Source organism: Actinomadura rugatobispora, from assembly GCF_042656285.1.
Classification (GTDB): domain Bacteria; phylum Actinomycetota; class Actinomycetes; order Streptosporangiales; family Streptosporangiaceae; genus Spirillospora; species Spirillospora rugatobispora.
This window is the reverse complement of sequence record NZ_JBHSON010000010.1, coordinates 57,624-76,628: the sequence shown is the minus strand read 5'-3', so window position 1 is coordinate 76,628 and position 19,005 is coordinate 57,624. Positions and strand designations below refer to the sequence as shown.

The window sequence follows — 19,005 nt, the reverse complement described above, 5'->3', positions numbered from 1 at the left end:
GCGGACCTTGCGGCCCCGGCTCGGCGCGTGTTATCCAGAGCATGTTAGTCAGTCGATGAACATCGCGACAGATGTCGTCGAGCGGGACGGCAGGGAAGGACGGGCCATGGCGCGTTCGGGCAAGCCGCCGGAGGCCAGCTGGACCGGACGGGTTCCGGAGATGGGGACCGGCCTGGTGTCGTACGAGGACTCGATCTCGCCGGAGTTCTACGAGCTGGAACGCGAGGCGATCTTCCGGCGGGCGTGGCTGAACGTCGGCCGGGTCGAGCAGCTGCCCCGCAAGGGGAGCTTCTTCACCAAGGACCTCGGCGTCGCCAGGACCTCGCTCATCCTCACGCGGGGGCTCGACGACCGGGTCCGCGCGTTCCACAACGTGTGCCGCCACCGCGGCAACAAGCTGCTGTGGGGCGAGACGCCGCGCGAGGAGACCCGCGGCACCTGCCGCGAGTTCATGTGCAAGTACCACGGCTGGCGGTACGGCCTGGACGGTGCGCTGAAGTTCGTCCTCCAGGAAGAGGAGTACTTCGACTTCGACAAGGCCGAGTTCCCGCTCGTGCCGGTGCACTGCGAGGTCTGGGAAGGGTTCGTCTTCGTCAACCTGGCCGACGAGCCGAGCCAGTCGCTGCCGGAGTTCCTCGGGCCGATGGTGCGGGGCCTGGAGGGCTACCCGTTCCACCTGGTCACCGAGCGGTACGCGTTCAAGGCCGACATCCTCAGCAACTGGAAGATCTTCCTCGACGCGTTCCAGGAGTACTACCACGCGTCGATCCTGCACTCGCAGCAGCAGGTCCCGGCGCTGCGGAGCTTCCAGACCGGCTTCAAGGTCCCGCACTTCCAGATGGACGGGCCGCACCGGCTGGTGAGCACGGGCGGGTGGAAGGGCGTCCCCAGGCATCTGACGCCGCCGCACGAGATGTACCCGATCGAGCACGTCACCGAGGCCGGCCTCATGGGCCCCTGGGAGCGCCCGGACATCCCCGAGCTCGACCCGGTCAACCTGCCGGCCGGGCTCAACCCCGGAGGGCTCGATCCGTGGTCGATCTCGAACTTCCAGATCTTCCCCAACTTCGTGATCCTGGTCTACGAGCGGGGCTGGTATCTCACGTACCAGTACTGGCCGACCTCCCCCAACACGCACACGTGGGAGATGTCGTACTACTTCCCGCCGTCGCGCAACGCCAGCGAGCGGATCCGGCACGAGGTCACCGCCGTGGTGTCCAAGGAGGCCGGCCTCCAGGACGCGGGCACCCTCGACGGGACCCAGCTGGGCCTGGAGTCGCGGGTCATCGACGCGTACCCGCTGTCCGACCAGGAGGTCACGGTCCGGCACCTGCACAAGGTCGTCGGCGACTGGGTGCGGTCCTACCTGCGCGACGAGCAGGGGGTCCCCGCGTGAGCGACCCGATGCTTCCGGACGCGTTCGCCGACTGCGAGCCGTTCGCCGCCAAGTGGTGCATCCCGACCGAGGCGGCCCGGTACGCCGAGCGGCTGAACAGCACGATCGCGGAGATGCAGCCGTTCTACGACGCGATGTACCCGCGCGTGCGCGACGCCATGGCGCACCTGGACACGTTCCCGCTGCACGAGCTGCCCGAGCGGGAGCTGAACCTGCTCCACCTCGTGTACTCGCTGATCATGGTCTCGCTGCCCGTCGAGGTCTGGCACCAGCCCAAGGTCATCGACTCCGGCACCGCCTACTTCGACCGCTACCTGGAGCCCTCCCCGTGACCACGACCATCACCTGCCGGCCCCTCGCCGCCACCGTCGGCGCCGAGGTCGGCGGCCTGAGCGCCGAGCGGCTCGCCCGGGACGACGCCGTCGCCGGGGCCATCCTGGACGCGCTCGAGCAGTACGGCGTCCTGGTCCTGCGCGGCCTCCACCTCGACCCGGAGAACCAGGTCGCCTTCTCCCGGCGGCTCGGCGAGATCGACTACGAGGCCGGGCACCACGCCGTCCCCGGGATCTACCGCGTGACGCTCGACAAGTCGAAGAACGCGTCGGCCGACTACCTCAAGGCCACCTTCGAGTGGCACATGGACGGCTGCACGCCGCTCAACGGAGAGCCGCCGCAGAAGGCCACCGTCCTCAGCGCCAAGGAGGTGGCCGCCGGCGGCGGGGAGACGGAGTTCGCCAGCACCTACGCCGCCTACGAGCTGCTCGGCGACGAGGAGAGGGAACGGTTCGGCTCCCTGCGCGTCGTGCACTCGCTGGAGGCGTCCCAGCGCCGGGTCACGCCCGATCCCGCGCCCGAGCAGCTCGAACGGTGGCGGAGGCGGCCGACGTCGACCCACCCGCTGGTGTGGACGCGCCGCACCGGCCGCAGGTCGCTCGTCATCGGCGCCCATGCCGACCATGTCGTCGGGATGGACGCCGGCGAGGGCCGGGCCCTGCTGCAGGAGCTGCTCGACCGGACGACCGCGCCCGAGCGCGTCTACCGCCACCGGTGGTCGGTGGGGGACACCGTCATCTGGGACAACACCGGCGTCGTGCACCGCGCCGCGCCGTACCCTCCGGACTCGCCCCGCGAGCTGCTCCGCACGACGGTGTTCGGAGACGAGCCGATCCGTTGAGGGCCCGGGGTCGTTCGCCGGCCGGTGCGCCTACTCGGCGCGGCCGGCGACGGCCCCGTCACCGGCCGGCCGCCGCTCGCCCTCGAGGGCGCGGATCTCGCGCTCGATGACCGCGACCGTCTCGGCGTGGCCGATGTCGAGGTCGAATCCCTCTTCGATGTGCATGAAGCGGGAGAAGCTGGCCATCAGGAGGATCAGCGACGCGGGCGGCCACCGCCGGGGATCGACGCCGTGGCCTTCGAGCACGCCCGAGAGCGTTTCGAGCTGCAGCGTGCGGAACTTCCTCGAATACGCGGCGATCTCGGCGCGGATGGCCTTGCGGTGGTTGGCCAGCGCGGTGAACTCCATGATGAGCGCGTTGCTGGAGAAGTCGTGGGTCAGCTCCCAGAAGGCCCACAGGGGCTGCGGGGACCGCAGCGCCTCCTCGAGCCGCCGCAGGCTCCGCTCGGCGCCCCGCCGGAAGAGCTCGATGAACAGGTTGTCGACCGTTCCGAAGTAGTAGAACACCAGCGCGTTGTTGAGCCCCGCCTTCGCCCCGAGCCGGCGGGTGGTGACGGCCGCGTACCCCTCCTCGAGCATGAGCTCCTCGGTGGCGTCGAGCAGCGCGGTGCGGGTCGCCGACTCGTCGACGGGGCTCCGTCGTGCCGGCATGCGCGTCCTCCCCCTGCAGGTCCCAGATCTTTCTCCAGTATGGCGCCCGGGCGGCCGCCCCCGGCCCTTGCCCCCGGTGCGGCTCCCATGTTAATCATGTGATCAAAGATGTTAGTCGCTTGACTAACGTCCCGGCCGATGGGAAGAGCATGCCCTCAGACGCGGTGCCCCCGGACCGGGTCCCGGAGCGCCTCCGGTACCACCCGCTGCGCGTCCGGCGCATCGTCGAGGAGACCCCGGAGGCCCGCTCGCTCGTGTTCGAGGTGCCGTCCGGGCTGGCCGGCGCCTTCGCCTACGAGGCCGGGCAGTTCGTCACGATCCGCGTCGCCCGCCAGGGGCGGACCCACCTGCGCAGCTACTCGATGTCGTCCGCGCCGGAGGTGGACGGCGAACTGCGGGTGACGGTGAAGCGGGTGCCGGGCGGCCTGGTCTCGAACTGGCTGAACGACGCCGTCGGCGAGGGGGATGTGCTCGACGTCGCCCGGCCGGGCGGCTCGTTCGTCCTCGACCGGGGCGGGCACGACATCGTGGCGTTCGCCGCCGGCAGCGGCATCACGCCCGTGTTCTCCATCCTGAAGACCGCCCTCGCCACCACCGGACGCCGCGTCCGCCTCCTCTACGCCAACCGCGCCCGGGAGGCCGCCATCTTCGGCGACGAGCTCGACGCGCTGGCGGGACGACACCCGGACCGCCTCGCCGTCGAGCACCACGAGGACCTGGCGCGCGGCTTCGTCGACCGCGGCACCGTGGCCCGCCACGCCGCCGGCGCCGGCGACGCCGCCTTCTACATCTGCGGGCCGGACGGCTTCATGGACGTCGCCGAAGCCGGGCTCCGTGACCTGGGGGTCGGACAGGACCGGATCCGCATCGAGCGGTTCACCCCCGCCGAGCAGCCCGCGACCGGCCCCGCCGACGGCATCGAGGTGACCGTCAAGCTCGGCGGCAAGACCGCGACCGTTGCGCACCGCCACAACGCCACGCTCCTGCAGACGGCGCGGTCCGCCGGTCTCCGGGCGCCCTCGTCGTGCGAGGCGGGGACCTGCGCCACCTGCATGGCCCGCGTCGTGCAGGGGCGCGCGGTCATGCGGAACAACGAGGCGCTGACCCCCGACGAGGTCGACGAGGGATGGGTGCTCACCTGCCAGGCGGTGCCGGCCAGCCCCGTCGTCGAGGTCGTCTACGAATGACCATGAGAATGAGGAGGGACGGAGCGATGCCACGTACGGAGGGGCGGCGGCCCCGGGTGGCGGTGGTCACGGGAGGGGCGTCGGGCATCGGCGAGGCCACCTGCCGCCACCTGGCCGAGCAGGGCCACCGCGTCGCCGTGCTCGACCTCGACGGCGACGGCGCGGCCCGGGTCGCCAAGGAACTGCGGACGCAAGGCGTGGAGACGCTCGGGCTCGCCGCCGACGTCACCGACCGCCCCGCCCTCGACGCCGCGTTCACCGAGATCCGCGCGGCGCTCGGGCCGACGGAGATCCTCGTGACCAGCGCCGGTCTCGTCGCCTTCGACCGGTTCGAGGAGATCACTCCCGAGCGGTGGAACCGCCTCATCGACGTGAACCTCACCGGCACCTTCCACTGCTGCCAGGCCGCCGTGCCCGACATGGTCGCGGCGCGCTGGGGCCGCATCGTCACGATCGCCTCGTCCAGTGCCCAGCGGGGCTCGCCCACCATGGCGCACTACGCGGCCGCCAAGGGCGGGGTGATCGTGCTGACCAAGTCCCTGGCCCGCGCCTACGCGTCCCAGGGCATCACGGTCAACAGCATCCCGCCGTCGGGGATCGAGACCCCGATGCAGCACCGGTCGCAGGCCGAGGGGAACCTGCCCCCGAACGAGAAGATGGCCGCGAACATCCCCCTCGGCCATCTCGGGACCCCGGACGACATCGCCGCGGCGGCCGCCTTCCTCGCCTCCGAGGAGGCCGGCTTCATCACCGGGCAGGTCCTCGGCGTCAACGGCGGGTCGGTGCTGTGACGCCCGGCCGCCCCCATCCACCCCATCGCCCCACCGCCCCATCGCCCTGAAGGAGGAGGACCATGCCGCGATTCCCCAAGCCGCCCGAGGGCAGCTGGACCCAGCACTATCCCGAGCTGGGCACGGAGCCGGTGTCCTACGAGGACTCGATCACCCCCGAGTTCTACGAGCGTGAGAAGGCGGCGATCTTCAAGCGCGCCTGGCTGAACGTCGGCCGGGTGGAGCAGCTCCCGCGCAAGGGCAGCTACTTCACCAAGGACATCGCCGCCGCCGGCGCGGCGATCGTCGTCGTCCGCGACAGGGAGGGGGAGGTCCGCGCCTTCCACAACATCTGCCGCCACCGCGGCAACAAGCTCGTCTGGTCGGACGACCCCAAGCAGGACACCGCGGGCTTCTGCCGCCAGTTCACCTGCAAGTACCACGGCTGGCGCTACGACCTCGACGGCTCGCTGAACTTCATCCAGCAGGAGGGCGAGTTCTTCGACGTCGACAAGAGCAGGTACGGACTGGCGCCGGTGCACTGCGACGTCTGGGCCGGGTTCATCTTCGTGAACTTCGCCCGCGAGCCCGAGCAGTCGCTGCGCGAGTTCCTCGGCCCGATGGTGACCGCCCTGGAGGGCTACCCGTTCGAGAAGCAGACCGCCCGCTTCGGGTACAGCACCACGATCCAGGCCAACTGGAAGCTGTACATGGACGCCTTCGCCGAGTTCTACCACGCACCGGTCCTGCACGCGAAGCAGTCGCCGGAGAAGTACTCCACGGCCGCCCAGCAGGCCGGATTCGAGGCGCCGCACTACCAGCTCGAGGATCCGCACCGGATGGTGAGCACGTCGGGCGTCCGCTTCTGGGAGATGGACACCGAGCTGGTCAAGCCCATGGAGATCCTGACCCGCAGCGGGCTGTTCGGCCCGTGGGACCAGATCGACCTGGGCGAGATGCCGGCCGGCGTCAACCCCGCCAAGTGCGAACCTTGGGGGCTGGACTCCTTCCAGCTGTTCCCGAACTTCGTGATCCTCATCTGGAGCCAGGGGTGGTACCTCACCTACCACTACTGGCCGACCTCGTCCAACACGCACGTCTTCGAGGGGAACGTCTACTTCGTGCCGGCCACCAACGTCCGCGAGCGCATCGCCCAGGAGATGGCGGCGGTGACGTTCAAGGAGTTCGCACTCCAGGACGCCAACACGCTCGAGGCCACGCAGATGATGCTGGAGACCCGGTACGTCGACCGCTTCCTGCTCAACGACCAGGAGATCCTGTGCCGGCACCTCCACAAGGTCGTCGGCGACTGGGTCCACGACCACGAGGGGGCCCGCAAGTGAGCGCGCTGCTGCCGCGGGAGTTCGCCGGTCTCGAACCGTTCGCCGTGAAATGGTGCCTCCCCACCGAGCACGAGCGGTACGGCACCCGGCTCGCCAGCACGATGGAGGAGATGCAGGCGTTCTACGACGCGGTCGTGCCCCGCGCCGAGGACGCCATGGCCTACATCGAGCGGCTCCCGTTCGACGCGCTGCCCGAGGACGCGACCAACCTCCTCCACCTGCTGTACTCGATGATCGAGGTGTCCTTCCCCGTCGAGGTGTGGCGCCAGCCGAAAGTCCCCGACAGCGGCTCGTCGACCTTCGACTGCGACATCGAGCCCGCCCCGTGACCGCTCCGGCTGCGCCGTCCGAGGGGGGACGACCCCCCACGCCCCCCGGGGCGCCTTCGGCGCCGATCGTGCTGCGGGCCGCCCGCTGGGTGGACGTCGACGCGGGGGAGGTCCGGTCCCCGGCCGTGATCGTGGTCGAGGGGGACCGCATCGCCGCGATCGGCCCCGCCGAGATCCCGGCCGGGGCGACCGAGCTCGACCTGGGCGAGGTGACGCTGCTGCCCGGGCTGATGGACATGGAGCTCAACTTCCTGATCGGCGGCCCGGAGACCCCGACGGGCCTGCCGCTGCCGATGCACGGCGTCCAGGACGATCCGGCGTACCGCTCGATCCGCGCGACCCTCAACGCCCGCACGACGCTGCACGCCGGCTTCACCACGGTCCGCAACCTCGGCCTGATGGTCAAGACGGGCGGCTACCTGCTGGACGTCGCGGTGCAGCGCGCCGTCGACCAGGGATGGGTGGAGGGCCCGCGGATCATCCCGGCCGGGCACGCGGTCACCCCCTACGGCGGCCACCTCGACCCGACCGTGTTCCAGCGCCTGGCACCGGGGATCATGCCGCTGAGCATCGGGGAGGGCATCGCCAACGGCGTGGGGGAGGTGCGCGCCTGCGTCCGCTACCAGATCCGGCACGGCGCCAAAGTGATCAAGGTGTCGGCCTCGGGCGGGGTGATGTCGCACAGCACCGGCCCCGGCTCCCAGCAGTACTCCGACGAGGAACTGGCCGCCATCGCCGACGAGGCCCACCGGGCCGGCATCCGCGTCGCCGCCCACGCGGTGGGCGACCGGGCCGTCCAGGCGTGCGTCCGGGCCGGCATCGACTGCATCGAGCACGGCTTCCTGGCCAGCGAGGAAACCCTCAAGATGATGGTCGAGCACGGCACGTTCCTGGTGTCGACGACCTACCTGACCGACGCGATGGACATCGGGCGGGCCGCGCCGGAGCTGCGGAGGAAGGCGGCCGAGGTGTTCCCCCAGGCCCGGTCGATGCTCCCCAAGGCCATCGCCGCCGGCGTCAAGATCGCCTGCGGGACCGACGCCCCGGCCGTCCCGCACGGCGACAACGCCAAGGAACTGGTCGCGCTGGTGTCGCGCGGGATGACGCCGATGCAGGCCCTGCGGGCGGCGACGGTCACCAGCGCGGAGCTGGTCGAGCTGGACCACGAGCTCGGCCGGCTGCGGGAGGGCTTTCTCGCCGACATCATCGCCGTCCCCGGCGACCCGTCCCGGGACATCACCGTCACCCAGGACGTCCGTTTCGTCATGAAGGACGGCCGCATTCACAAGGGCCCCTGACCCCGCACCGTTCGGACGGGCGTGTGAGCTTGTTCACACACCCACCCGCGGCGCCGTCCGCTCCGAACCATGATTGTGACGATGAACGATCCGAGCGGGCGGGCCCGGCGCGCGGCGCCGGGCACGGTGGACGCCGTGGACGATCTGGCCGTGCTGCTGGCCCGTGTCGCCCGCGGTGACCAGGACGCCTTCGAAGAGGTCTTCCAGCAGTTGTCCGGGCCCGTCTACGGGCTGGCCCTGCGGGTGCTGCGCGATCCTGCCCAGGCAGAGGAGGTCGCCCAGGAGGTCCTCGTCGAGATTTGGCGCAAGGCGTCCCACCACCGGCCCGAGCGCGGCAGCGCCCTGGCGTGGGCGATGACGGTGGCGCACCGGCGCGCCATCGACCGGGTCCGCTCCTCCCAGGCGGGACGCGACCGGGAGAGGCGCGCCGCCGCCCCCGATCCGGACTACGACGTCGTGGCGGAGGAGGCCCACACGCGCCTGGAGCACCAGCAGGTGCGGCGCTGCCTGGGCGGCCTCACCGACGTCCAGCGCGAATCGATCACCCTGGCCTACTACGGCGGCTACACCTACCGGGAGGTCGCCGAACTGCTGGGCGTCGGCCTGGCCGCGGTCAAGACCCGTATGCGCGACGGGCTCATCCGCATGCGCGACTGCCTGGGAGTCCAGCGATGACCCAAGACCCGCACCTGCTGGCCGCCGCCTACGCCCTGGACGCGCTCAGCGACACCGAACGCCGCCGCTTCCGGCGCCACCTGGACGGGTGCGCCACGTGCGCCGAAGAGGTCGGCGGCCTCCGCGAGACCACCGCGCGCCTGGCCGTGGCCGCAACCCGGCGGCCACCGGACTCCCTGCACCGCGACGTCCTCGAGGAGATCGCCCACACCCGGCAGCTCCCGCCCAGGATCGCCCGCGGCCTGCCCCGCGCCCGTGCCCGCGGCGCCGGGTGGGTCCTCGCCGCGGCCTGCCTGGTCCTGGCCCTGATCAGCGGTACGGCGGCCGTCCAGCAGTACCGCGAGGCCGACCGCGCGCGGGCGTTTGACCGCCAGGTCACCGCCGTCCTGACCGCGCCCGACGCCCGCACCGCCACCGCCCGGCCCGGCGGCGCCGGCACCCTCACCGTCGTGGCCTCCCGCTCGCTCGACAAGGCCGTGGTCGCCGCGTCCCGCCTCCGCGCCCTGCCCAAGAACGAGACCTACCAGCTGTGGTACCTCGGACGGGCCGCCCCGCGTTCGGCCGGAACCCTGCCGCCGCCCGCGAGCCAGGGACGGCGCCCGTTCATCGCAGAGGGACTTGCCGACGCCCGCACGATCGCCGTCACCGTCGAACCCGCAGGCGGGTCCTCGCAACCCACCGGCGCGCCCTTCCTGACCGTCCCGCTCGGCTGAGGGGACGTCAACGCAGCCGGTGCCGCATCTCGCCGACGCCGGTGACGCCGGTGACGAGTTCGTCGCCGGGGGCCAGCCGGCGCGGCGGGGTGCGGCCCATGCCGACGCCCGCGGGGGTGCCGGTGAAGATCAGGTCGCCGGACAGCAGCGGCAGCGTCGCCGACAGCTCCTCGATCAGGCGGGGGACGGGGAACACCAGATCGCTCGTCCGGCCGTGCTGGACCCGCTCCCCGTTGAGCTCGCACCACAGCTCGATGTCGTCAGGGTCGTCGAAGGCGTCCGGGGTCACCAGGCACGGCCCGATCGGGCCGAAGCCCGGGTGGGACTTGGCCAGGCTGAACTGGGGCGCGGGCCCCGCGAGCTGGCCGATGCGCTCGGACAGGTCCTGCCCCGCGGTGAGGCCGGCGACGTGGTCCCAGGCGTCCGCCTCCTTCACATGGCGGGCCGTGGCGCCGATGACGACGACCAGCTCCACCTCCCAGTCGGTGTGCCCGCCGGGCGGAAGCGCGACCGTGCCGCGGGGGCCGGTGACGCAGCTGGGGAACTTGGTGAACACCGTGGGCCGGTCGGGCGTCTCGAAACCCGCCTCGGCCGCGTGCGCGCGGTAGTTCATCCCGATCGCGAACACCTGGCGCGGTGCCGGGACCGGCGGGCCGAGCAGGTCCGGGTCGTAGGGCGTCCCGCCGGAGGCCGTCGCCGCCCAGGAGGCGAACTCGGCCCAGCGGGCGTACACGGCCTGGGGGTCGGCGCCGAACCGGCCGCCGGAGGCGTCCTCCACGTCCAGCGCCCCGGAGCCGGTGAGCAGGACGAGGCGTCCGCCGAGGTTCGCGACGCGCATCAGCGGATCTCCATCAGTTCGAGGGTCAGCCCCTGCGGGTCGCGGAAGTAGGCGACCCGGCGCCCCGCGTTGGGGCCGGAGGTGATCTCCACCGGGGCCGCGCTGCGGGGCGTGGCCCCCAGCCCGGTCAGCCTGGCGTACTCGGCGTCCAGGTCGTCGGTGTTCAGGCACAGGTGGGCGGTGCCGGGGTTGCGGGTCTCCAGGTCGACCGGGACGCCGACCGGGTTGAGGTACTGGATGAGCTCGAGCAGCCCGTCCGACCCCGGGATCCGGAAGATCGCGATGTCCAGCCGGGCGTCGGGGTAACCGATCTGGACCGAGGTGTAGGGGGCGTCGTACACGCGGCGCACCAGCGGCTCGGCCTCGAACACCTTCTGGTAGAACGCGGCGGCCTCCTCGATGTCGGTGACCGTGAATCCCACGTGCGAGAAACCTGTGAGCATCGGGCGTCCCTCTCAGAGTCGCGTCGGGTCGACGATGGTGTTGTCCCGCGCCGAGCGGTACATGGCGGCGACGAACTGCACGGCGCCCAGGCCGACGTCGGCGGGGGAGCCGTTGCCGCCCCGCCCCAGCGCGACGTCCACGAGGTTGCGGACGGGCGCGTGCTCGGGATTGCGCTCCCCGGCGGGCAGCCGCGGCAGTTCGGTGAGGCCGCCCGCGTGGTGGACCGAGGCCGTGCCCTGGTTGACGTCCAGCAGGACGTGCCCGTGCCGGCCGAAGACCTCCAGGCGCATGATCTCCTCATGGACGGGCAGCACGGCGCCGGTGGAGCTCAGGGTCCCGATCGCACCCCCCTCGAAGCGGATCGCGATGCTGTCGGCGAGGTCCACGTCCAGCTCGAAATCGGCACGGAACGCGGCGATGCCCCGCGGGCGGAGCCCGGTGAGCCACAGCAGCAGGGCCGCCGCATGGGTGACCTGGGTCTGCCCCTGCCCTCCGCCCGACAGTGCCGGGTCGCTGTAGGTGCGCGAGTCCGGGGCGTTGACGGTGTAACCGAACACCTCCCGGTACGGCTCGGGATCGCCCCGGTACAGCTCGCGGACCGTGGAGGCGTACAGCACCGACACGTGCTCGACGGGCCCGATCGTCCCCTGGGCGATCGTGTCGCGCAGCGCCAGCACATGCTCGTTGTAATGCCACGGATAGTCGACGATCAGCTCGGCGCCGCGGTCGCGGGCGAGCGCGACCAGCTCGCGGGCGTGCGCGGGCTCGATCGTCATCGGCTTCTCCAGCAGCACGTGCGCCCCGTGCTCCAGCGCGAGCCTGGCCACCGGGTGGTGCGCGGCGTGCGGGACGGCGATCACGACGCCGTCCACGTCCACCGCGTCCAGGAGGGCGGCCGTGTCGGCGAACGCCGCGGGCACGCCGAACGCCTTCGCCGCCGCCTCCAGCCGCGCCGGGTCGGAGTCGGCCACCGCGACGATCTCCGCGCCGGGGTGCTCGGAGAGCGCGGGCAGGTGCGCGTAGGTGGACCACCACCCGCAGCCGATCACGGCGATCCGCGCGACCCTCCCGCCGGTCCCGCCGCCGCCGGAGCGGGCGGTCATGAGCCCTCCCCGAGGCGGAAGATCCGTTCGGCGTTGCCGTGGAACAGCGCGTGCCGCTCGGACTCGCCGAACTCCGCGATGATCTCGGCGTAGGCGTCCACGACGTCGCCGTAGGAGCTGTAGAGGCGGTCGACGGGCCAGTTCGAGCCGAAGAACGCGCGGCCGGCGCCGAACGCCTCGACGCATTCGAGCACCCAGGGGCGGAGCGAGGAGACCGTCCACCGGTGGTCGGCCTGACCGAGGCCGGAGATCTTCACCACCGTGTTCGGCGCCTTGGCCAGCTCGCGCATCCCGGCGCGCCATTCCTCGAAGTAGGCGCGGTCCCGGCGGCGCGGGTATCCGGCGTGGTCCACGCACAGGGTCACCCCGGGATGGCGTTCGGCCAGCTTCCGCGCGTCGGCCATCTCTTCGACGGCCGGGTCGTCGCAGCAGACGAGGCCGTACCGTTCCAGTGCCGCGTAGCCCCGATGCCAGTCCGGGTCGGTCAGGTAGCCGTCGTAGCGCAGGTCGCGGATGCCGCGCAGGTTGGCGAACGCGGCGTGCCGGGCGAGCACCGCGGCCGCGTCGGGACGGGCGAGGTCGGCGTAGGCCACGATCCCGTGCGGGGCGCCGAGCCGGTCGGCGAACGCCTGGAGCCAGCGGGTCTCCTCCACCGGGTCCTCGCTGCCGATCGCGGCCTGGACGTGCACGACCTTGGCGACGTTGTGGAAGCGCGTCTCGGCGAGGAAGTCGTCGGCCCAGTAGCGCTGGGCGCGGATGGCGGCGTCGGGGCCGGTCACCTCGTCCACGGGGGCGCCGGGCTCCAGCCAGCTGTAGCGCAGCCTCGGATGGCCCATGTCGTGGAAGTGGACGTGCGTGTCCACCAGCGGGATGGCGGCCATCAGCGGGTCCCCGGGACCGTGCCGAGGTGCGCGCCGCCGTCCACGTCCAGGGTCACCCCGGTCAGGAACCCCGCCTGCTCGGACAGGAGGAAGAGCACGGCGTCGGCGACGTCGTCCTCGCTGGCGTTGCGGCCGAGCGGGTTGGTCCGGGCGGTCGCCTTCATGATCGCCTCCGGTGTCTCCCCGGCCTGGCGGACCTTCCAGTCCAGCACCTCCTGGCCCATGCCGGTCGTGGGCACTCCCACCGGGCAGACGCAGTTGGCCGTGACGCCGTCCGGCGCGAGCTCGGCCGCCACCGACTCGGTCAGTCCGATCAGGCCGAACTTGGAGGCGGTGTAGGGGACCTGCCGGGCGAAGCCGCGCCGCCCGCAGTCCGAGCCGATCGTCACGATCCGCCCCCGGCCGCTGGAGCGCAGCGGCGCGGCCGCGGCCTGGACGGTGATGAACGCGCCCTTGAGGTTGACGCCGAGGGTGCGGTCCCAGTCCTGCTCGGTGGTGCTCTCGAGCGAACCGATGTGGAAGACGCCCGCCGAGACGACGAGGGTGTCCAGCCCGCCGAACCTCTCCACGGTCGTGCGGACGGCCCGCGCCATCTCCTCGGGGGACCGGACGTCGGCGGTCACGCCCAGCGCCCGGTCGCCCAGCTCGCCGGCGACCTCCGCGGCGCCGTCCGCGTCGACGTCCACGACCGTCACCGCCGCGCCGGCGGCGTGCAGCCGGTGGGCGATCAGCCGCCCGAAACCCGATCCGCCGCCGGTGACCAGCGCCTTCCGCTGTGCTGCGATCCGCATCCTGCCCCTCTTTCACCACGAGTCTCACCACGGGTCTCACCACGGGTTCGCTAGATGCTATAGCGTTTGCCATGAACTCGCTATACGCTAAATGCTATAGCGTTCACTGCCGAGATGACGGAAGCGCAGATGACACTGAACCCACTGAACCCCGGGAACCTCGCCGACCAGGTGGCCGGCAGCATCCGGGACGCGATCCACGACGGTCGGTACGCGCCCGGGACCCGGCTGGTCGAGCGCGCGCTGGCCGCCGAGCTGGGCGTGAGTCACATCCCGATCCGCGAGGCGCTGTCGAAGCTGGCCGACGAGGGGCTGATCGAGCGGACGCCCCGCCGCGGCTCGCGGGTCGCCACGCTCACGCCCCGGGAGCTGGACGAACTGTGCTCGCTGCGCGTCGTCCTGGAGCAGTTCGTCGTCACCCGCGTCCGGGAGCGCCTCACCGACGAGGACGAACGCGAACTGCGCGCGATGGTCGCGCGGATGCGCAAGGAAGCGGTCGAGGGCAACTTCCGGCAGGTGTTCGACATCGACCAGCGCTTCCACGAGCGGCTCTGGGAACTGGCCGACCACGGCCTCGTGGGCGAGCTGGTCACCCAGCTGCGCAGCCGCATCGGCGCGTTCCTGCGCGCGGCCACGGCCGCGCTGCGGCCGGGGGAGCTGGAGCACCACGCCGCCACCCACGACGTGCTCCTCGACGCGATCCTCGACCCCGACCCCGCGGTCGCCCAGGCCGAGATGGCGCGCCACATCGAGATCGCCGCCGAACGCATCCGGACCGCGCTGCCGGAGGCCGCCGATGAGTGAGCTCGTCGTCGTCACCGACACCGACCTGCCCGGCACCGAACGCGTCCTGGAGATCCTGCGGGCGGGCGGGCTGCGGACCAGGGTCGCGCGGTGCCGCACCGAGGACGAGGTGATCGAGGCCGCCGCGGACGCCACCGCGCTGATGGTGCAGTGGGCGCCGATCACCGCCAAGGTCCTCGACCGGCTGGAGCGCTGCAGGTTCGTCGGGCGGCTCGGGATCGGCTACGACATGATCGACGTCGAGGCCGCCACCGCGCGCGGCATCGCCGTCGCCAACACCCCCGACTACTGCGTCGAGGAGGTCGCGGCGCACACGATCGCGCTCGTCATGGCGGCCGGACGGCGGCTGTTCCCGCTGGACCGCGCGGTGCGCCGGAGCCGCTGGGCGGTGACCGAGGACGCGCCCGCCGCCTTCCGGCCGTCCCGGACCACCCTGGGCGTCGTCGGCTTCGGCCGGATCGGCTCGCGCACCGCCGCCCACGCCGCCGCGCTCGGTTTCCCGGTCGTCGTGCACGACCCGCATGTGACCGACCATGTGATCACGGCCGCGGGGCACCGGCCCGCCGGGCTGGAGGCGACGCTGGCCGCCGCCGACGTCCTCAGCCTGCACGTCCCGCTGACCGCCCGCACCCGCCACCTGCTGGACGCCCGCGCCCTCGCCCGCCTCCCGCGCGGCGCGGTGGTCGTCAACACCTGCCGCGGCGGCCTGATCGACGAGGCGGCGCTGGCCGGAGCGATCCGGGACGGGCATCTGGCCGGGGCCGCGCTGGACGTGTTCGAGACCGAGCCGCTGCCCGCCGGCAGCCCCCTGCGCGACCTGCCCGGCGTCATCCTCACCCCGCACGCCGCCTGGTACTCGCCGCAGGCGCTGGACGAACTGGGCGAGCGGACGGCGCGGCAGGTCGTGGACTTCCTGGACCGGCGGCCCGTCCCCTCGATCGTCAACCCGGAGTACGTCCGATGACCCCGGCCGAGAACCGCACCGTCCTGGTCACCGGAGGGAGCGGCGGCATCGGCGCCGCGCCCTGCCGCCTGCTCGCCGGCCGCGGCGACGACGTCTGGCTCACCTACGCCGCCGACGCCGCGGGCGCCGGCCGCGTCGCCGCCGAATGCCGCGCCCTCGGCGTGCGGGCGGTCGCCTCGCACCTGGACCAGCGCGACCCGGACGGCGCCGCACGGCTCCTCGACCGGGTCGCGGGGGAGTGGGGGAGCCTCAACGCCGTCGTCAACAACGCCGGGATCTGCCCGTACACCGACTGGGAGGCGATCACGGCGGCGGACTGGGACGCCGTCATGGAGACCAACGCCCGCGGCGCCTTCCTGGTCGTGAAGGCCGCGATCCCGCTGCTGCGGGCGGCGCGCGGCGACCGCTCGATCGTCAACGTCGCCTCGCTGGCGGGACAGGCCGGGGGGCTCACCACCAGCGTCCACTACGCCGCCAGCAAGGCCGCGGTGCTGGCGCTCACCCGGTCGTTCGCCCGCCGGCTCGCGCCCGAGGGCATCCGGGTGAACGCCGTCGCCCCCGGTCCCATCGGCACCGAGATGATCGCCGCGCTGGACGGCCGGGCCCGCGACGCGCTCGCCGCCTCGGTGCCGCTCGGCCGGCTCGGCGCGGCCGAGGAGGTCGCGCACGCGATCGGCCTGCTGGTCTCCCCGGAGGCCGGGTTCACCACCGGCGCCACCTACGACGTCAACGGCGGCCTGCGCATGGACTGACCGATCGACCGACACCGCCCGCCACGACCGCACGCGAAGCAGGGGAGAGACAGATGACCGAGACCGGAGAGCTGCGGGCCACAGGGTTGCGCTGCCAGCATCTGGTGGACCCGCTCGGCCTGGACGTGCCCGAGCCGGTGTTCGGCTGGGTGCCCGAAGGGCCGGGCGCGGAGGAGCTGCGGGCGTACCAGATTCTGGTCGCGTCCGCGCCGGGGCTGCTGGCGGCCGGGAGCGCCGACCTGTGGGATTCGGGCCGGGTCCCGGCGGACCGGGTGAACGGGGTCGCCTACGCGGGCCGCCCGCTGCGTTCGGGCGAGCGCTGCTGGTGGACGGTCCGGCTGTGGGGTCGCGGCGGCGGTCCGGGCCCGGACGCCCCGCCCGCCAGATTCGAGATGGGGCTGCTGGAACCGTCGGACTGGGGCCGGGCCCAGTGGATCGCGGGGGAGGCGGGCGTGTCCTCGCCGCTGCTGCGCGCGCAGTTCACCGTGCCCGGCACGGTCACCCGCGCCCGCGCGCACGTCTCCGCGCTCGGCTACTACGAGCTGCGGCTGAACGGCGGCCGTGTCGGCGACCGCGTCCTCGATCCCGCCACCACCAGCTACGACCACGATCCGGAGTTGCGCGACGGCGACGGCGAGCCCGCCCGCATCCCCGACCCCCGCGTCCTGGCCTCCACCTACGACATCACCGGGCAGGTGAACGCGGGCGCGAACGCGGTCGGGCTGATCCTCGGCCACGGCTGGTACAGCGCGGAGCCGGACAACGGCCCGGGGCCGTTCCCGCGCACGCCGTGGGGCGACCGTCCCGCCGCGCTGCTGCGCATCGAGATCGAGACGGCGGAGGGGCAGCGGGTGACCGTCGTCAGCGACGGCACCTGGCGCACGTCCGCCGGGCCCGTCGTCTACAACGACTACTCGCACGGCGAGCACTACGACGCCCGCAAGGAGGCCCCCGGCTGGGACCGCGCCGGGTTCGCGGCGGCGGGCTGGTCCCCGGCGGCGGAGGTGCGGGCCCCGGCCGGACGGGTCCGCGCGCAGCTCCTGGAGCCCGTCCGCGTGATCGAGACGCTCTCACCCGTCGCCACGACTCGGGCCGATGAGGGCAGGCAGGTCGTCGACTTCGGCCAGCACGTGTCCGGCTGGACGGCGATCCGCGTGACCGGCCCGGCCGGGGCGCGCGTCGAGCTGCGGCACGCCGGTGAGGTCGACGCCGACGGGAACCTCGACGACGACGCCAACACGCAGTCCTGGCTCGCCGCCAGGCAGACCGACGTGTACACCCTCAAGGGCGCCGCCGAGGAGATCTGGGAGCCGCGGTTCACCCTGCACGGATTCCGCCACGTCGAGGTGACGGCCTCCAGCCCCGAGGTGGAGCTGCACGAGGTGCGCGCCCGGGTCGTCCACTCCGACCTGGAGCCCGCGGGCACGTTCGCCTGCTCCGACGACCTGCTGAACCGCATCCACCGCAACGTGCTGTGGACGTTCCGCGCCAGCTTCCAGGGCTTCCCCCAGGACGCCGCCGACCGCGCCGAACGCGTCGGCTGGGTCGGCGACCCCGGCTGGTCGGTCGAGGACTACCTCTACGACTTCGAGGCGCGCGCGTTCTGGCTGAAATGGCTGGACGACCTCGCCGGCACCCAGCTGCCCGACGGCCGCTTCCCGACCATCTGCCCGCTCCAGTGGCGCGGCAAGGTCGAGATGCAGGAGGCGCTGGACAGCCAGGAGTACGGCGACCTGGAGAAGGCGCGCGAGGAGCTCCCCGACGACTGGTCCGCGGTGATCTACTGGCCGTACGCGCCGCTGCCCGACTTCGCGATGACGTCGTACCCGAGCATCGCGTGGAACCTGTACCGGTTCTACGGCGACCGCTCGATCCTGGAGCGGCACTACCCGGGCATGCGCCGCGGCGTGGAGTTCCTGCGGACCCGCGCCAAGGACCTCATCCTCAGCGAGGGCCTCGGCGACCACATGGAGCCCCAGCCGGACGGCACGTGCTCGCTCAGCCCCAACCGGACGCCCGTGGAGCTGACCTCCACCGCCTGGTTCCACGCGGTGACCACGATGGTCGCGGACGCCGCCGCGGTCGTCGGCGAGGACGCCGACGCCGCCCGCTACCGCGAACTGGCCGAGGCGATCCGGACCGCCTTCAACGACCGGTTCCTCGACCCGGCCACCGGTCGCTACGCCACCGGCTCGCAGACCGCGCAGGCGATGCCGCTGTGGTTCGGCATCGTCCCGGACGAGCATCGCGACCGCGTCGGCCGGGTGCTCGTCGAACGGATCGAGAGCGACGGCGGGCATCTGAGCACCGGCACGATGGGCACCGCGGCGCTCCAGAACGTCCTGACCGGGATCGGCGCGGCCGACGCCATGTACGGCATCGCCACCAAGACCACCTTCCCCAGCTGGGGGCAGCAGGTCGAGCGCGGCGCCACCACGATCTGGGAGACCTGGGGCGGGGATCCCACCTTCAGCCGGAACATGAAGCTCATGGCCATGATCGAGAAGTTCCTCTTCAACGACGTGGCCGGGCTCGCGCCCGCCGAACCGGGCTGGCGGCGCATCCGGGTGCGCCCCGCGCTCACCCACCGGCTGGAGCGCGCGAGCGCCCGGCTGCGCACCGTCCGCGGCGACGCGTCCGTCGACTGGCACGCCGCCGACGGCGCCCTGGACATCGTGGTGCGGGTCCCGGCGACCAGCGAGGCCGAGATCTGGCTGCCCGCGTCCGCCGCCGCCCCCGCGGAGCTGACCAAGGACGGCCGGACGATGTGGCGTTCCGGCGCGAACGGCGTCGAGGGAGTCAGGCGCAGCGGCGAGCACCTCGTGATCGAGGTGGGCGGCGGGTCCCACCGGCTCCGGCTGGCGCCGGCGCGCGACTGAGTCAGGCCCCGCG

20 protein-coding genes are annotated in these 19,005 nt (G+C 72.7%); 14 read left to right on the top strand and 6 right to left on the bottom strand.

Going from position 1 to position 19,005, the window contains the following annotated elements:
* Positions 1-55 precede the first annotated feature (55 nt).
* The 3 genes from ACFPZN_RS09300 to ACFPZN_RS09290 are packed head-to-tail and all read left to right on the top strand — an operon-like array spanning position 56 to position 2,570.
* Entirely contained in the window at positions 56-1,396 is a 1,341-nt protein-coding gene (locus ACFPZN_RS09300) for an aromatic ring-hydroxylating oxygenase subunit alpha (RefSeq protein WP_378281423.1), read from the top strand.
* Entirely contained in the window at positions 1,393-1,728 is a 336-nt protein-coding gene (locus tag ACFPZN_RS09295; RefSeq protein WP_378281422.1) for a hypothetical protein, read from the top strand. Before ACFPZN_RS09300 ends, ACFPZN_RS09295 begins: the two co-directional genes overlap by 4 nt.
* Positions 1,725-2,570 (top strand): TauD/TfdA dioxygenase family protein, encoded by an 846-nt coding sequence (locus tag ACFPZN_RS09290; RefSeq protein WP_378281421.1) that lies wholly within the window; start codon positions 1,725-1,727, stop codon positions 2,568-2,570. The genes ACFPZN_RS09295 and ACFPZN_RS09290 overlap by 4 nt, the downstream gene beginning before the upstream one ends.
* 30 nt (positions 2,571-2,600) lie before the next feature.
* Here the strand turns inward: ACFPZN_RS09290 and ACFPZN_RS09285 are convergent, their stop codons facing one another.
* Positions 2,601-3,221 carry a TetR/AcrR family transcriptional regulator gene (locus ACFPZN_RS09285; protein WP_378281420.1) on the bottom strand — a complete coding sequence of 207 codons (621 nt, stop codon included), beginning with the start codon at positions 3,219-3,221 and terminating at the stop codon, positions 2,601-2,603.
* Between the two features lie 149 nt (positions 3,222-3,370).
* On the opposite strand from ACFPZN_RS09285, the gene ACFPZN_RS09280 reads away from it, so the two are divergent.
* From ACFPZN_RS09280 to ACFPZN_RS09250, 7 genes are all read left to right on the top strand, one after another.
* On the top strand, positions 3,371-4,408 hold the full coding sequence (locus tag ACFPZN_RS09280) for a 2Fe-2S iron-sulfur cluster-binding protein (protein ID WP_378281419.1): 1,038 nt from the start codon (positions 3,371-3,373) through the stop codon (positions 4,406-4,408).
* Between the two features lie 26 nt (positions 4,409-4,434).
* On the top strand, positions 4,435-5,199 hold the full coding sequence (locus ACFPZN_RS09275; RefSeq protein ID WP_378281418.1) for an SDR family NAD(P)-dependent oxidoreductase: 765 nt from the start codon (positions 4,435-4,437) through the stop codon (positions 5,197-5,199).
* A gap of 62 nt (positions 5,200-5,261) precedes the next feature.
* Positions 5,262-6,521, top strand: coding sequence for an aromatic ring-hydroxylating oxygenase subunit alpha (locus ACFPZN_RS09270; protein WP_378281417.1), 1,260 nt, complete (start codon positions 5,262-5,264; stop codon positions 6,519-6,521).
* Positions 6,518-6,850 (top strand): hypothetical protein, encoded by a 333-nt coding sequence (locus tag ACFPZN_RS09265; RefSeq protein ID WP_378281416.1) that lies wholly within the window; start codon positions 6,518-6,520, stop codon positions 6,848-6,850. Before ACFPZN_RS09270 ends, ACFPZN_RS09265 begins: the two co-directional genes overlap by 4 nt.
* Complete coding sequence (locus tag ACFPZN_RS09260; RefSeq protein ID WP_378281415.1) at positions 6,847-8,148, top strand: metal-dependent hydrolase family protein; 1,302 nt, start codon at positions 6,847-6,849, stop codon at positions 8,146-8,148. Before ACFPZN_RS09265 ends, ACFPZN_RS09260 begins: the two co-directional genes overlap by 4 nt.
* Positions 8,149-8,229: 81 nt before the next feature.
* The gene (sigK, locus tag ACFPZN_RS09255) at positions 8,230-8,823 is read left to right on the top strand and encodes an ECF RNA polymerase sigma factor SigK (protein WP_378281414.1); all 594 of its coding nucleotides are present in this window, start codon (positions 8,230-8,232) and stop codon (positions 8,821-8,823) included.
* Positions 8,820-9,536 carry an anti-sigma factor gene (locus ACFPZN_RS09250; RefSeq protein WP_378281413.1) on the top strand — a complete coding sequence of 239 codons (717 nt, stop codon included), beginning with the start codon at positions 8,820-8,822 and terminating at the stop codon, positions 9,534-9,536. The genes sigK and ACFPZN_RS09250 overlap by 4 nt, the downstream gene beginning before the upstream one ends.
* Before the next feature lie 7 nt (positions 9,537-9,543).
* Here the strand turns inward: ACFPZN_RS09250 and ACFPZN_RS09245 are convergent, their stop codons facing one another.
* The 5 genes from ACFPZN_RS09245 to ACFPZN_RS09225 are packed head-to-tail and all read right to left on the bottom strand — an operon-like array spanning position 9,544 to position 13,593.
* Complete coding sequence (locus ACFPZN_RS09245; RefSeq protein WP_378281412.1) at positions 9,544-10,374, bottom strand: fumarylacetoacetate hydrolase family protein; 831 nt, start codon at positions 10,372-10,374, stop codon at positions 9,544-9,546.
* Positions 10,374-10,817 (bottom strand): VOC family protein, encoded by a 444-nt coding sequence (locus ACFPZN_RS09240; protein ID WP_378281411.1) that lies wholly within the window; start codon positions 10,815-10,817, stop codon positions 10,374-10,376. Before ACFPZN_RS09240 ends, ACFPZN_RS09245 begins: the two co-directional genes overlap by 1 nt.
* 12 nt (positions 10,818-10,829) lie before the next feature.
* Positions 10,830-11,921, bottom strand: a complete 1,092-nt coding sequence (locus ACFPZN_RS09235) for a Gfo/Idh/MocA family protein (RefSeq protein WP_378281410.1) — start codon at positions 11,919-11,921, stop codon at positions 10,830-10,832.
* Positions 11,918-12,802: an amidohydrolase family protein gene (locus tag ACFPZN_RS09230; protein ID WP_378281409.1), complete on the bottom strand. Its 885-nt coding sequence runs from the start codon at positions 12,800-12,802 to the stop codon at positions 11,918-11,920. Before ACFPZN_RS09230 ends, ACFPZN_RS09235 begins: the two co-directional genes overlap by 4 nt.
* The gene (locus tag ACFPZN_RS09225) at positions 12,802-13,593 is read right to left on the bottom strand and encodes an SDR family NAD(P)-dependent oxidoreductase (RefSeq protein ID WP_378281408.1); all 792 of its coding nucleotides are present in this window, start codon (positions 13,591-13,593) and stop codon (positions 12,802-12,804) included. The genes ACFPZN_RS09230 and ACFPZN_RS09225 overlap by 1 nt, the downstream gene beginning before the upstream one ends.
* A 129-nt stretch (positions 13,594-13,722) precedes the next feature.
* Between ACFPZN_RS09225 and ACFPZN_RS09220 the strand changes: the two genes are divergently transcribed.
* From ACFPZN_RS09220 to ACFPZN_RS09205, 4 genes are read left to right on the top strand one after another with little or no spacing between them, the layout of a single operon-like run.
* On the top strand, positions 13,723-14,397 hold the full coding sequence (locus ACFPZN_RS09220) for a GntR family transcriptional regulator (RefSeq protein WP_378281407.1): 675 nt from the start codon (positions 13,723-13,725) through the stop codon (positions 14,395-14,397).
* Positions 14,390-15,361 (top strand): C-terminal binding protein, encoded by a 972-nt coding sequence (locus tag ACFPZN_RS09215; protein WP_378281406.1) that lies wholly within the window; start codon positions 14,390-14,392, stop codon positions 15,359-15,361. The genes ACFPZN_RS09220 and ACFPZN_RS09215 overlap by 8 nt, the downstream gene beginning before the upstream one ends.
* Complete coding sequence (locus ACFPZN_RS09210) at positions 15,358-16,113, top strand: SDR family NAD(P)-dependent oxidoreductase (protein ID WP_378281405.1); 756 nt, start codon at positions 15,358-15,360, stop codon at positions 16,111-16,113. The genes ACFPZN_RS09215 and ACFPZN_RS09210 overlap by 4 nt, the downstream gene beginning before the upstream one ends.
* A 53-nt stretch (positions 16,114-16,166) precedes the next feature.
* Positions 16,167-18,992, top strand: a complete 2,826-nt coding sequence (locus tag ACFPZN_RS09205) for a family 78 glycoside hydrolase catalytic domain (RefSeq protein WP_378281404.1) — start codon at positions 16,167-16,169, stop codon at positions 18,990-18,992.
* The last annotated feature ends 13 nt before the right edge of the window (positions 18,993-19,005 follow it).

Excerpts from the sequence above, each read along its gene's own strand:
- ACFPZN_RS09300 (WP_378281423.1), top strand. The coding sequence starts at position 56 with ATGAACATCGCGACAGATGTCGTCGAGCGGGACGGCAGGGAAGGACGG.
- ACFPZN_RS09285 (WP_378281420.1), bottom strand. The coding sequence starts at position 3,221 with ATGCCGGCACGACGGAGCCCCGTCGACGAGTCGGCGACCCGCACCGCG.
- ACFPZN_RS09280 (WP_378281419.1), top strand. The coding sequence starts at position 3,371 with ATGCCCTCAGACGCGGTGCCCCCGGACCGGGTCCCGGAGCGCCTCCGG.
- ACFPZN_RS09275 (WP_378281418.1), top strand. The coding sequence starts at position 4,435 with ATGCCACGTACGGAGGGGCGGCGGCCCCGGGTGGCGGTGGTCACGGGA.
- ACFPZN_RS09270 (WP_378281417.1), top strand. The coding sequence starts at position 5,262 with ATGCCGCGATTCCCCAAGCCGCCCGAGGGCAGCTGGACCCAGCACTAT.
- sigK (WP_378281414.1), top strand. The coding sequence starts at position 8,230 with ATGAACGATCCGAGCGGGCGGGCCCGGCGCGCGGCGCCGGGCACGGTG.
- ACFPZN_RS09250 (WP_378281413.1), top strand. The coding sequence starts at position 8,820 with ATGACCCAAGACCCGCACCTGCTGGCCGCCGCCTACGCCCTGGACGCG.
- ACFPZN_RS09245 (WP_378281412.1), bottom strand. The coding sequence starts at position 10,374 with ATGCGCGTCGCGAACCTCGGCGGACGCCTCGTCCTGCTCACCGGCTCC.
- ACFPZN_RS09240 (WP_378281411.1), bottom strand. The coding sequence starts at position 10,817 with ATGCTCACAGGTTTCTCGCACGTGGGATTCACGGTCACCGACATCGAG.
- ACFPZN_RS09235 (WP_378281410.1), bottom strand. The coding sequence starts at position 11,921 with ATGACCGCCCGCTCCGGCGGCGGCGGGACCGGCGGGAGGGTCGCGCGG.
- ACFPZN_RS09230 (WP_378281409.1), bottom strand. The coding sequence starts at position 12,802 with ATGGCCGCCATCCCGCTGGTGGACACGCACGTCCACTTCCACGACATG.
- ACFPZN_RS09225 (WP_378281408.1), bottom strand. The coding sequence starts at position 13,593 with ATGCGGATCGCAGCACAGCGGAAGGCGCTGGTCACCGGCGGCGGATCG.
- ACFPZN_RS09220 (WP_378281407.1), top strand. The coding sequence starts at position 13,723 with ATGACACTGAACCCACTGAACCCCGGGAACCTCGCCGACCAGGTGGCC.
- ACFPZN_RS09215 (WP_378281406.1), top strand. The coding sequence starts at position 14,390 with ATGAGTGAGCTCGTCGTCGTCACCGACACCGACCTGCCCGGCACCGAA.
- ACFPZN_RS09210 (WP_378281405.1), top strand. The coding sequence starts at position 15,358 with ATGACCCCGGCCGAGAACCGCACCGTCCTGGTCACCGGAGGGAGCGGC.
- ACFPZN_RS09205 (WP_378281404.1), top strand. The coding sequence starts at position 16,167 with ATGACCGAGACCGGAGAGCTGCGGGCCACAGGGTTGCGCTGCCAGCAT.